Here is a 12,061-nt window from a genome sequence, read left to right as displayed (position 1 = left end):
AGCTGCAACTTCTCCAAAAAGCTTGAAAATCATTTCAAAGCCTTTGATTTAGTGTTCTTTTATATCAATAATGGATTCGTTTAATGCCAGCATACTTTTTGAAACACCACCGAAGATCTTTTAAATACAGTTTGACATGGGCAGCAACCGCAAATTCTCCTAATTTCCCTTTTAAAAATGGCTTGAATAATTTAAAAATCATCACGCCAAAGAAAAGCAGAAGAATCCACCCTAAGCTGGACCAGAATGGACTTAATAGCTGTATGGTAGAATGTTCCATATTCTAATTTTCATTTGTTTTAAGTGTTTAAATATTAATGCGTTCGCTCAATATTTAACAGGATTTCTTTTTTATCCAAACCACCGGCAAATCCTACCAGCTTGCCACTGCGACCAATCACCCGATGACAGGGTGCAATAATCGAAATCGGGTTTTTGCCATTGGCTGCACCCACGGCGCGTACTGCCTTGATATTACCCACCTGTTCAGCAATGTCACGATAGCTTCGGGTCTGTCCGTAGGGAATATTCAGTAGCACCTGCCAAACCTTTTTCTGAAAATCAGTACCTGCAAAGTCCAAAGGCAGGTCAAAAACATTGCGCTGACCAGCAAAATATTCCTGAAGCTGACGTCTGGTTTCAATCAAAACCGGATGCTGCGGATCTTCAATCAAGGTCGCCAGTTTCACCCGATTCGGCTGTTCACAGTCCCAAAGCACGGCTACCAGCGCGATTTCATTCGCGACCAGTTGTAGCTGACCTACGGGAGAATCCATATAGAGATAACTTAAGTTCATGATGGCGCCCTGTCCCAATCGCTGGAGTTCATTTTCTATATTAACCCAGTTCACCGAGACAAGCAGAAACAAATTATGAAGAGGATACTTTCATCAGCACCAGACCGGAAATGATGAGTACGGCAGCCAGCATACGCAACGCTGTAGCGGGTTCACCCAAAACCCAAATACCGATGAGAAATGAACCCACTGCACCAATCCCGGTCCAGATCGTATAGGCTGTACCTAGCGGCAAAGTACGCATCGCATAAGCCAGTAAAGCAAAACTCAGTACCATGAAGACAATGGTAATAATACTTGGGGTAAGTCTGGTAAATCCTTCAGACAGCTTCATCGAATATGCCCAAACGATTTCAAAAATACCCGCAAGAATAAGTACGATCCAGGCCATGCAGCCTCCTCCTTTTATATAAGAATCAGGCCGTCCTGACGATTTTTCCTGTAAATTCCGATACGTAATTCACAAGGGAGGTCGTTCCTCCTAGGTGTAAAAATTTGATAAAACCGCGTTTCAGCAATCTGGCTATTTTTACAAAACATCACTTATCGAGATACAACTTAACTTTGTCTTACTCAAATCTTCACGACATTCATTGCTACTCTGGTTATGGTAGATTTTGAAAATGCCAAGTCAGAAATAGTTCTAATAATCGGGCAATTCATTCACAACAATTACATGAGAATGGACTCAGAATATTAAGTTATACACATCAATTAAATTTAAACTTTGTCTGGATAAATTACATAATGAAACACAAATATGCGAGACATTGATCATTTTTTACTTGGTTGAATTATTAACTCTTGATTAACAAATAACCACTAAACATAAGGGTTATATGTAATAAAAAAGAACCCAATTCGAGTTCTTTTTATACAGATTTTGTCTAAATCGCAATCAATCAGGCTACAAACGATTACATTTTATGCAACATATCCATATGGTTATCAACATAGATATCTACACACTTATCCCTAAAGTTATCCACATATTTATGCACTTATGAGTTTTTAACGATTACAATTGAACCTGTCCCACTCTCGCTAATCCCGCACGCATTTCATCAATCACAGCTTTATAATCCGGCTTGCCAAAAATAGCTGAACCCGCCACAAACATATCGGCACCCGCTTCGGCAATTTCACGAATATTGCTTGGCGTAACACCGCCATCAACTTCCAGACGAATATCACGACCTGAAGCATCGATCAGTTTGCGTGCCTGACGCAATTTATCCAAAGTCATTGGAATAAATTTCTGTCCACCAAAGCCCGGGTTCACACTCATGAGCAGAATTTGATCGACTTTATCCAGTACATAATCCAGATAATGCAGTGGCGTTGCTGGGTTAAATACTAGACCCGCTTTGGCGCCACCTGATTTGATCAACTGTAAAGAACGGTCAATATGATCAGATGCTTCCGGGTGGAAAGTAATGATATCAGCACCTGCTTCAAGGAAATCTCCGATCATGCGATCCACCGGCTTAACCATCAAATGCACATCAATTGGCGCCTTGATCCCATAATTTTTCAAGGCCTTGCAAACACCCGCACCAAAAGTCAGGTTCGGCACATAATGGTTATCCATGACATCAAAATGGACAACGTCTGCACCTGCTTCCAACACGTTCTCGACTTCTTCACCTAAACGGGCAAAGTCAGCAGATAAAATAGAAGGGGCAATTAAATAAGGCTTGGACATGGGAGAACCTGGCTTGTTGAAATTGGATTTTTCCCATTATATCAAATCCGCTCCGGCTACTGTGATTCGATGTTGCAAGATTAAAACGCTGTGTAACGCTTTGAGGCTTATGCCGGCATCACCGCTTGGTTTAAAGTACAGGATAATGATGAATAGTGTAGAAGACTGATGAAAAGTATTGCCCATATCCAGACGCAACAAGCAGCACGAATTGCCAAACGCCTAGCCAATCACTGGAAACATAAATTTAATATTGATGAAACCGAACAAAATTTCCTGATTCATTTTCCAAATGCTGAAGTGATATTGGCTCCTGAACAGGATCATCTAACCGTAACGATTCAAAGCACAGATGAATTTACTGACCTGAATAAACTCGAAAATGTGGTTCTGGATCATCTGATCCGTATGGGACAGGAACATCTGACTGCCGACTGGCAAAGATAGGGGCTAAAAAGCCTTAGTGATCAGGGCATAGCAATGATCAGAAACTAGATACGATGATTCGCCTGATCATTAAAGGCATGGATACGCTGAATTCTTTTATCCAGTTCGAGATGTGATTCCAGATATTTTTTAAACTTCCCGATTAGGCGAATCCATTTCAGTTCGGTTTCTGTCAGGTGCCGGTCTTTTCCATCAATATTGAGAGTGAAATTTTTCATTTTTAAGGTTTGCGATTCCTCTGCCAGTATTCTGGCATTTTCCACCCGCTGCAAAAAGTTAGACAAGTGAATACTGGAAATCTGCTGTTGATGCAAATGCTGCATGGCATAGTCATCGGCATCCAGTTCAATCGCCTGCGAATATCCGGCATCGGTCAACACGACTACAGATGCGGTGACCACATCACTTAAATCTCCAGTTACCAAGGCAAAAAGTCCCGCCGCCCCCAGATTAGAAATCACTTTTTGCATGCTGTGCTTCTGTACCAGATGGCCTTGTTCGTGGGCCAATACTGCAAGGACTTCTTCATCGGTGCCGCTGATTTTCACCAGTTCATCGGTCACAATAATGGTGTTATTCGGGATGGCTGCGGCATTCATGCCCATGCTTGATCCACCTTGACGGAAAATAATTTTTGCAGGTTTTCCTACAGCAATCTTTTGTTCATACAAAGTTTTTAATCGCGTCTGTTGTTCTGCCGGGAGTGTACTTGGCTGAGTCTGGGCAATTAATTGCTGCTCTGTCCGGTTGCCTACTTCAATTAAAGTCTGCTCCGGAAGGAGCTTTGCCAGCTGTTTGGCAGTATAAGGAACCCCCCATTTTAAAATCACAATCACTGCACTAATCACGATGATCATGGAAAAGAAAATCAGGATCGGTGAACGTTCAAACTTCCAGATCGCATGATAAATATCTTTATGTTTAATGCCGAGCCAATGCGGCGCTTTGCTTAAAAATTCAATCCGACGCTCTTCAGGCAGCTCAATAATCGGTTTACGACTACCGACACCACCAATGTAGGCCATGTCCGGATAAGCAAAATAAAAATCTGCATCGCTAACTTGTGCTGGAATATCTTCATCAAGTTTCAGGGCAACCCCTTGTTGCTGATCCGGTACAATCCAAGCACGACGGGCTTCAGCGAGAATTCCATCATAAAACTTAACTTCGACAGGTCGTTTCATCACATTTACTCCTATAACGACGCATCGAAATCAAATACGTCCAGGATTTCATCAGCCAAGGCACTCGGATCAGGTTGCAAGATATGCTTCAGGTCAGTTTCATCGTCTACTACATAGAGTTCTAAGTGTTTTAACTGATATTCATATAAACGGATGACAGCCCAAGGTGTCATTAAGCCCAGACTAAGAACACGTATCATCCAGTTGCTCAGCACAATCCAGCTATAACGCCATGTCGTGACCCGTGTTTTAAAGTAACTTTGACCAAGCTCCACATGATTCCAGGTAATGAAGTATAAACGTGCAGAAATGACCGGCCAGACTAGCGCCAGACAAAGCAGATAGCTAAGCAGTAAACCCAGACTAAACAAGTTGGTGCCAATCCCGTTTACCCAATATACAACTGCTGCAAGCCAGCCAATACCAACCAGCAGGCAAAGACCCAAGGGCAGATAAATAGCAGACATAAACTTGGACCAGTTAATATTCAGCTTGAATTGCAGCTGACCAATCGATAAATGATTAAAGCAATAGCGTTTATAGAGCCAGATCATCACCGGACTAAACAGCAGCAAAGTAAAGATATTGATCAGGATGGCCAGAAATAAGACCCTATAAGCCTCACGGTTGCTGCCATTAAAATAAAAACGCACATTGCCATATTTGCTATTTCGGGCCTTGAATTTCAGCGTCATCCGAATGAGCCAGGGCAAACACAGCGCAGCGACCATTAATAAAGAACTGGTGGCAAGGATTGAATAGTTGGTCAGTACAACGGTAACCAGATACAGCTCCAGTGCAAACAGACGACCCAGCAGGATCCGGCTCGGCATGGCCACAAAGTCGAAGCGATGGTTTAAAAATTGGGTATTGCCGTAGAAGTAGCGCATACGGCGTGCTTTGGCCCAAGGGCTGTACAAGGTCAATGTCACTATGGTCAGCATCAGATTCACCATCCAGATACCAAAATATTCGGATGCACTGCCATGAAACCTGAATCCATAACGCTGATATTTCGGTCTGACCGAAGGCGTGGCTTCAGTCGAAAAACTTGAAGCAGCTGGAAATAAGGGCTCAGCAACACGAATACCGTCTGCTGTCTGCTGCATGACGACCCCAATTTTTATACTTTTATACAGCTGATATTAAAAGAAAAACCCCCAGAATGTAAAAACATTTTGGAGGTTTTTAATCTTTTTGGCTTTACTACATATGTGCAGTCTTGCTTTAAGGATTTAACTGCACGGCATGGAATTGCAAATGATCATCTACGAAACTTTGAATAAAGTAATAACCATGATCATAGCCCTGATGTTCACGCAAAGTTAGCGGCTGGTTCACGCCATCACAAGCCTGCTGGAACAGGGCTGGATTAAGCTGGTTATAGAACTGGTCTGAAAAACCCTGATCAATCAGGATATCGCCAAACAATGCGCCCTTTTCCTGAACCAAAGCGGTCGCATCATGTTTCAGCCATTCCTCTTTTTCAGTACCCAAATAATTCGAGAATGCTTTGTCTCCCCATGGGCACTGACTCGGCGCACAAATTGGTGCAAAGGCTGAAACAGATTTAAATTTTTCTGGATATTTAAATGCCAGAGTCAATGCGCCATGACCACCCATAGAGTGGCCGAAGATGCCGATCTTGCCGGGATGGATTACGAACTCCTCAGTAACCAGTGCATAGAATTCATCGACAATAAAGCTTTCCATCTGATAATGTTCAACCCAAGGCGCCTGGGTAGCATTGATATAAAAACCTGCACCCTGACCGATATCCCAGTTGTCGCCTTCTGCCACGCCTTCACCACGTGGTGAGGTATCAGGTGTAATCAAAATCAAGCCAAGCTGTGCCGCCAAACGTTGTGCATGCGCCTTGATGGCAAAGGTTTCTTCGGTACAGGTCAAACCAGCCAGATAGAATAATGCAGGACAGCTGTGACCTTCTAAAGCTTGAGGCGGCAGAAAAATGCCAAACTTGGTCGGGGTTTTAAGATAGCGCGAATCAAAACGATAAATCCGCTGTTCACCTTCAAAGCTTCTATTGTTCTGTATAAGTTCCATGGCTATTCCTTATTATTACAACCGGTCTGTGGATGACATTGATCTAGGGAGATGATGTCGCCGTAGTGGTCTGTGGAAATAAACGTTGCTCCAGTTGCGGCAACATCAATTCCATATTCTTACCAATCACCCATTGCGGTTCTGATGGCTCAAAACCTTGAGCTGATTCCCATTTTGCTACGGTATCTGTGGCCTGTGCGAAAGCGCTTTGCAAGCTGCTATTTTCACGCATGGCTTCATCAAAGAACGCACGACCAAAATAGGTATAATCCGCTTCATTCGAACAGCCAAAAGACTGCCGATCAGCTGCCGAAGCCGTAATCACCAAGGTATTGTCATTCTGTAAAGCAGAAGCAAAACTGCCTGAAAAACAGGCCGAGATTACGATCACGCGCCAACGTATGCCTGATGCATCTAGTGTTTCACGCAACCATTTTGGATCAACCTGCGCCAGATCCAGTGGGGCATTTTCCATTTCAAATACATTCGGCAAACCGTGAGAGGTCATATATAAAAATAATACGTCACTTTCACGGTTCATCTGCTGCCCCATACGGCGCAATGTCAGCTCCATACTGGTTTTGGAAGCAATCGGCATAGTGGTACGTGTCGCTGGGTGATTGACCAAGGCAATCGATCGGCCAAAAGTACCAAAACGGGTATCAAACTGCTCTTTAATCCGCTCAACTTCAGAATGGAATACATCCTGATAGCTCGCTCCAGCTACTCCCATGAAATACCAGTGTGACTGTGCAAATTCACCATACTCGATATTTTCCAGCGCTTTATTCAGCAAAGTTGGCTGGGCATAGAAAGCATCTTCGGCAAAACTCGGTGGAATTTCTTCGACTTTCCAGATCGGCTGATCTTTGACTGAAATCTGCCAAACTACTAGCGTAAACAAAGTCGCCAGCATAATCAGCGCACGTTCCCACCACGGCCATTTTAATTCATGTGAAATCACCCAGACCACTGCCAGACTTTGCCAGACAAACAGCATGACAAAGAGCGTTGGAATATAGTCGTAAAGGATATAAGGCAGATAATCCAGATCACCCAGATACTGAATCAGACACTGGAACAGCATGATATGGGTATCTAACACCAACCATAACAAGGCTGGCACCAGCATCAAGCGTGGATTATTGACCCGTTGCGACAGAAAAATACCGACAATCAGGGCAATAAAAGGCCAAAGCGCATAACTGATCAAACCTTGAGAGTTAAAATCTCCCATACGGCCTGAACTGAGCCAGCTAAACAAACTGTTGGCGCAGCCACCCAAGATCCCCCAGAACACCAGTTGCATGATGGATGGACGGACCAGTTGTAAAGAACGCCTCGACCCCAGAAATAACCACATCCCGGCAATTTGGTTGCTCTTAAAATCGTGCCAAAAATTAATGGAGGGTTTAAAGTCGATCATAGGATTTCAAGGAGATGAGTGGCTCGCTAATGTGCTGAATAAGTTTATGCTTGATAAGCATTTAATCAATGCTAATTTTAAATATATAACAAATCTTTGCTTAATAAAGAAGCCATTATCCTATTCAGCTACAAGTTCATGCTGAAAATACGCATCAAAGCGACAAGCATCGCCTTGCCATTGATGATTTGGCTCTTTTCCGGCTAAAAATACCGCCAGACGCGGACGTTTGACCACAACACGTTTGCCAATTTTCTGCGCCAGTTCTAAAAGGTTATCGCCCAGATCCATTTCACCATCTTCAGGTAATAACATATGCAACAGCTGCATCTGTTTTTTGACCTGTGCCTGCTTTTTGACTGCCTGCTGATTTTGATCCCGCTGTGGGAACATTGGATCAAGATAAACCACATCAACAATCTGCTGCTGCTCGGCCTGCTGTTTTAAATAATCGGCTGAATCAGAAAAGACCAAATGAATCCGTGATACGATCTGACTCAGGAATGTGTCCGCTTGTGCACGCATATGGGTATCTTCAAGCAAGGTGAATAGAATCGGATGCCGCTCAACCAAGGTCACTTGCGCACCTAAATGCGCCATCAACAGACTGTCATGTCCTAGACCCGCAGTCGCATCGACTAAGCTTGGTTTTTCACTTAAATTACAGGCGCGTGCAATCATTTCTGACTTTAAAGATGCACGTTTTAAACGCCCGGTTTCCGCTTGCCAGTCCGGTTGCATCTTCATGCCGTTGGCACATAACCAGAGTCCGTCAGCATCGACACAGAGTGCCAGTTCAGGATTTAAACGGAAAAAACGTGCATTGAGTTTTTCAACAGTTTCAATCTCGACCTGCACCCCACGAGAAGAAAGCACAGCCTCAAAGTGCTGTGCTTTCTCTTGATAGTCAGATTCGGTATATAAGCGAATCGCGCTTACCATAGTTTCCAACCCGTATAGGCAAATAATAAAATTAGCAGACCCGAAGCAATACGATACCAGGCAAAGATCATAAAGTCGCGTTTGGCCACATAAGCGACCAGCGCTCGGATTAATATCAATGCCGAGATAAAGGAAACCAGAAGCCCAACTCCGATCACGGTCCAGTCTTCAGTCGTATTTAAGACATCATAGCTTTGATAAAGATCCAGCAGGCCAGCACCGATAATGACCGGAATACCCAAGAAAAATGAGAATTCAGTCGCTGCCTTACGGGACACACCTAGGAACATTGCACCGATAATGGTTGCGCCTGAACGGGAAGTACCCGGTATCAAGGATAGAACCTGAATTAGGCCAATCCAGATCGCATCTCTAATGCTGAGTTCTTCAACTTCATGGACACGGACTTGTGGTGGATTCTTTTCAATCCAGATAATGATCAGACCACCGACAATTAAACCAATGGCAATCGCAATATCATTAAACAGTAATTGTTTGACGGTTTGTCCCAGCGTCAGACCAATCAATATAATCGGAATAGAAGCCAGAATCAGGCCAATGCCTAAACGGCGACCTTGCGGTTCACCGCTGACAATCCCGGTCGCTGCACCCCAAAGACGTGCCCAATATTCATAAATAACGGCAGCAATTGCCCCCATCTGGATCGCGATGACGAATACATCACTCTTTTCCTTGGTCCAGAAATTCATTAATTCTGATGCCAAAATCAAATGGCCGGTACTGGAAATAGGCAAAAACTCGGTAATGCCTTCGATAATACCCATGATGGCCGCTTTGAGTAGCAGTAAAAGATCCATGCTTTATCCTAATTAATTATGCTTTGCCTTGTTCTGGAATTTTTTTCCACGCGTTATCGCGTAAATATACGGGTAATGCCAATTCTGCACTCACCCAGTTTTCTACTTGTGCCGCTGCACGTGCAATGCTGGCGATATCCTGTGCGGTCGCATGCACATCTTTATAAATTGAAGTTTCGCTTTGTACCAGTTCAGCGCCTGAGCCGACCGGGGTAAAGCGTACAGCTTGGCTGCCTTCTGCATAACTTAACAGTTGCTCATCATCAACCGGTTGCATAATTCCTTGTGCATCCACTTGATAGCTCGCGATATAGACTTCGCTCATGCGCGCATCCAATACCGCAGACACTTCAGTCAGACCGTGCAAGCGGTAGGCTGCTTGTGCCAAAGCCTGCAAAGTCGACACCGGAATTACCGGCACATCATTTGACCAAGCCAAGGCCTGAGTCACGGCAGCATTAATACGCACACCGCTAAAAGAACCCGGACCACGACTAAAGGCAATCGCGGTCAAATCAGCAATGGCCAGTCCAAGAGCTTGCAGACCTTGTTCAATCATCGGGAGAATCGTTTGCGTTTGTGCCTTGGCGCGCGCATCAAGCTGAAAAAATAGTTCTTGAGTATCATCGATTACAGAGACGGAACACTGCTCATTGGCAGTCTCCAATGCCAGCACTTTCATGCACAACCTTAATTCAGAGAATATAAAAAACGCGGATATGATACTCCACTCATATCCGCTACGCGAGATTTTCCCGAAACAGATACAAAAATGCCTAGAAAATCTAGGCTTATGATTCAATCAATAAAAGAGTGCCTTAGAGTTGCACTTCTTCCAAGTCCTGAAATTTCTGAAAATGCTCGGCATAATGCATGGCGCTCATTGTTAATTTTTGAATACTGTCATCATCTAGCGTTTTCACCACTTTACCGGGTGAGCCCATCACCACAGAATTGTCTGGAATGACCTTGCCTTCTGGAATCAAGGCATTAGCACCAATAATACAATTCTTGCCAATCACGGCATGGTTCAAAATGACAGCCTGAATCCCGATCAGGCTGTTATCTCCAATGGTACAGCCATGCAGCATAGCCTGATGCCCAATTGTCACATAATTGCCAATATTCATCTCGATACCGGCATCCGTATGCAGTACTGTATTTTCCTGCACATTGCTAAAGTCACCCAATTTAATTTTACTGTTATCTGCACGTACTACGGCACCGAACCAGATACTGACCTGCCGCCCAAGTTCAACTTTCCCAATCACTGTTGCCGTTGGTGCCACCCAGCCATCCCAGGGCTGATGTATAGCGGTGGGCATATGTCCTTGAAATTTGTACAACATTGATAAAATCCTATTCAATGGTTAAAAAAATTTGGAGCGTTTAAACGTTGGAGAATTAAGCAAGAATGGCCAGTCTTTTTTATAATCCAGCCCATATTGAAATAAAGAAATCAGCATACGTGCGGTCAATCCCCAGACCACTTCATTTTCTACCCGCATACTCGGAAAATATAAAGATTGCTGGGCAAAACGAACTTCATAAGGCGTGGGCGTCACTTCAAGCAAATGCTGCAATGAAGCAAAGAAAATCCGGTCAATTTCCGTCGGTTGTGGAATCAGCTTCACTTGCGGAGGAATCAGTCCCACAATCGGTTTGACCAGCATGCCATTGCGGGCTTTTTGCATGGGTAAATCACCCATTAAATGCACATCAAAAGGATTGAGTGCCGTTTCCTCATAGGCTTCCCTTAAAGCCACCACAATATTACTGGTATCTTGTGGATCGCGCTTGCCACCTGGAAATGAGACTTCTCCGGCATGATTATTCAAATAAGCTGAACGGCGCGTCAGCAATACTTTCGGGTCAGCTTCATCTGTAATTGCAATTAACACGGCAGCATGCGCAGATCGAATACGCTTGGAAAAACGTAAGCGTTGCTGCAACCTTTGTGTCAATTCACATGCATCCATTCTTTCAACTCTGACGATGATCATAATTTCATCATAGCTGATTTTAGTCGGGGCGGGAGAGAAATGATGCCAAATTTTGCTTTTTCAGTTATCCTGAGCATACTTTTATCATTGATGATGAATATGAACTTCTGTGTGAATTGTGGACATAAAACCACTGCTAAAATTCCTTTGGGCGATCAGCAAATTCGCAGCGTATGTGATTCATGCGGCTCTATTCATTACATTAATCCGAAAGTGATTTGTGGCACTTTAGTCCTGTTCGAAAACAAAGTACTGTTGTGCCGTCGTGCCATTGAACCACGCTATGGCTTATGGACTTTACCTGCCGGCTATATGGAACTGTTTGAAACCATGGAGCAAGGGGCTGCCCGGGAAACCCGCGAAGAAGCCGAAGCTGAAGTAGATATTGAACAGTTGTACTGTATGTATAACATTCCACGTATTGGTCAGATTTATGTGCTATTTAAAGCCAATCTGATTGATGGAAAATTTGGTGCGGGTGAAGAGACCATCGAAACACGTTTATTTGATGAAGCAGATATTCCCTGGACCGAACTAGCCTTCCCGAGTGTAGAACACACCCTCAGACATTATTTTGAAGATCGTAAAAGCAACACTTTCCCAATGCATCTGGAAACCTTAGGCACACGTCTAGACCACACGGGTTAAATCTAATCTGTATAAAAAATCCCATAC

14 protein-coding genes and 2 pseudogenes are annotated in these 12,061 nt (G+C 43.8%); 3 read left to right on the top strand and 13 right to left on the bottom strand.

The features are described from left to right. Positions 1-84, top strand: a pseudogene (locus tag WFH18_RS10950) (IS1 family transposase); the annotation flags it as partial. Positions 85-115: 31 nt separating this feature from the next. Here the strand turns inward: WFH18_RS10950 and WFH18_RS10945 are convergent. The 4 genes and pseudogenes from WFH18_RS10945 to rpe form a co-directional block, all read right to left on the bottom strand. Next, positions 116-280 (bottom strand): annotated as a pseudogene (locus tag WFH18_RS10945) (nuclease-related domain-containing protein); the annotation flags it as partial. A gap of 34 nt (positions 281-314) precedes the next feature. Continuing rightward, positions 315-797: a methylated-DNA--[protein]-cysteine S-methyltransferase gene (locus tag WFH18_RS10940; protein ID WP_005104886.1), complete on the bottom strand. Its 483-nt coding sequence runs from the start codon at positions 795-797 to the stop codon at positions 315-317. A 73-nt stretch (positions 798-870) separates the two neighbouring features. Beyond that, the gene (locus WFH18_RS10935) at positions 871-1,188 is read right to left on the bottom strand and encodes a DMT family transporter (protein WP_004279177.1); all 318 of its coding nucleotides are present in this window, start codon (positions 1,186-1,188) and stop codon (positions 871-873) included. 627 nt (positions 1,189-1,815) lie between these two features. After that, positions 1,816-2,502, bottom strand: a complete 687-nt coding sequence (gene rpe / locus WFH18_RS10930) for a ribulose-phosphate 3-epimerase (protein ID WP_138743192.1) — start codon at positions 2,500-2,502, stop codon at positions 1,816-1,818. 168 nt (positions 2,503-2,670) lie between these two features. Between rpe and WFH18_RS10925 the strand changes: the two genes are divergently transcribed. Then, positions 2,671-2,949 carry a DUF2218 domain-containing protein gene (locus tag WFH18_RS10925; RefSeq protein ID WP_138743193.1) on the top strand — a complete coding sequence of 93 codons (279 nt, stop codon included), beginning with the start codon at positions 2,671-2,673 and terminating at the stop codon, positions 2,947-2,949. A 44-nt stretch (positions 2,950-2,993) separates the two neighbouring features. Here WFH18_RS10925 and WFH18_RS10920 read toward each other — a convergent pair whose 3' ends face one another. The 9 genes from WFH18_RS10920 to WFH18_RS10880 form a co-directional block, all read right to left on the bottom strand. After that, positions 2,994-4,133, bottom strand: a complete 1,140-nt coding sequence (locus WFH18_RS10920) for a M48 family metallopeptidase (RefSeq protein WP_138743201.1) — start codon at positions 4,131-4,133, stop codon at positions 2,994-2,996. 11 nt (positions 4,134-4,144) lie between these two features. Beyond that, positions 4,145-5,242 carry a YjgN family protein gene (locus tag WFH18_RS10915; protein WP_138743194.1) on the bottom strand — a complete coding sequence of 366 codons (1,098 nt, stop codon included), beginning with the start codon at positions 5,240-5,242 and terminating at the stop codon, positions 4,145-4,147. A 118-nt stretch (positions 5,243-5,360) separates the two neighbouring features. Continuing rightward, positions 5,361-6,197: an S-formylglutathione hydrolase gene (gene fghA, locus WFH18_RS10910; protein WP_336754860.1), complete on the bottom strand. Its 837-nt coding sequence runs from the start codon at positions 6,195-6,197 to the stop codon at positions 5,361-5,363. Positions 6,198-6,240: 43 nt separating this feature from the next. Continuing rightward, positions 6,241-7,623, bottom strand: a complete 1,383-nt coding sequence (locus WFH18_RS10905; RefSeq protein ID WP_004279169.1) for a C13 family peptidase — start codon at positions 7,621-7,623, stop codon at positions 6,241-6,243. Positions 7,624-7,743: 120 nt separating this feature from the next. Further along, positions 7,744-8,565: a class I SAM-dependent methyltransferase gene (locus WFH18_RS10900; RefSeq protein ID WP_336754859.1), complete on the bottom strand. Its 822-nt coding sequence runs from the start codon at positions 8,563-8,565 to the stop codon at positions 7,744-7,746. Further along, entirely contained in the window at positions 8,559-9,383 is an 825-nt protein-coding gene (locus WFH18_RS10895) for an undecaprenyl-diphosphate phosphatase (RefSeq protein WP_004279167.1), read from the bottom strand. The genes WFH18_RS10900 and WFH18_RS10895 overlap by 7 nt, the downstream gene beginning before the upstream one ends. A 16-nt stretch (positions 9,384-9,399) precedes the next feature. Continuing rightward, entirely contained in the window at positions 9,400-10,065 is a 666-nt protein-coding gene (tsaB, locus tag WFH18_RS10890) for a tRNA (adenosine(37)-N6)-threonylcarbamoyltransferase complex dimerization subunit type 1 TsaB (RefSeq protein ID WP_138743197.1), read from the bottom strand. A 136-nt stretch (positions 10,066-10,201) separates the two neighbouring features. Further along, positions 10,202-10,729, bottom strand: a complete 528-nt coding sequence (locus WFH18_RS10885) for a DapH/DapD/GlmU-related protein (RefSeq protein WP_171476938.1) — start codon at positions 10,727-10,729, stop codon at positions 10,202-10,204. Between the two features lie 24 nt (positions 10,730-10,753). Then, on the bottom strand, positions 10,754-11,362 hold the full coding sequence (locus WFH18_RS10880; RefSeq protein ID WP_004279164.1) for an NUDIX hydrolase: 609 nt from the start codon (positions 11,360-11,362) through the stop codon (positions 10,754-10,756). A 123-nt stretch (positions 11,363-11,485) separates the two neighbouring features. Between WFH18_RS10880 and WFH18_RS10875 the strand changes: the two genes are divergently transcribed. Further along, positions 11,486-12,034, top strand: a complete 549-nt coding sequence (locus tag WFH18_RS10875; protein WP_171260787.1) for an NUDIX hydrolase — start codon at positions 11,486-11,488, stop codon at positions 12,032-12,034. Positions 12,035-12,061: the final 27 nt, after the last annotated feature.

Origin of the sequence: Acinetobacter sp. USHLN143 (assembly GCF_037145695.1) — a bacterium.
GTDB classification, from domain to species: Bacteria; Pseudomonadota; Gammaproteobacteria; order Pseudomonadales; family Moraxellaceae; genus Acinetobacter; species Acinetobacter fasciculus.
Note: the sequence above shows the minus strand (reverse complement) of the source record. Positions and strands in the feature narration are given on the sequence as shown.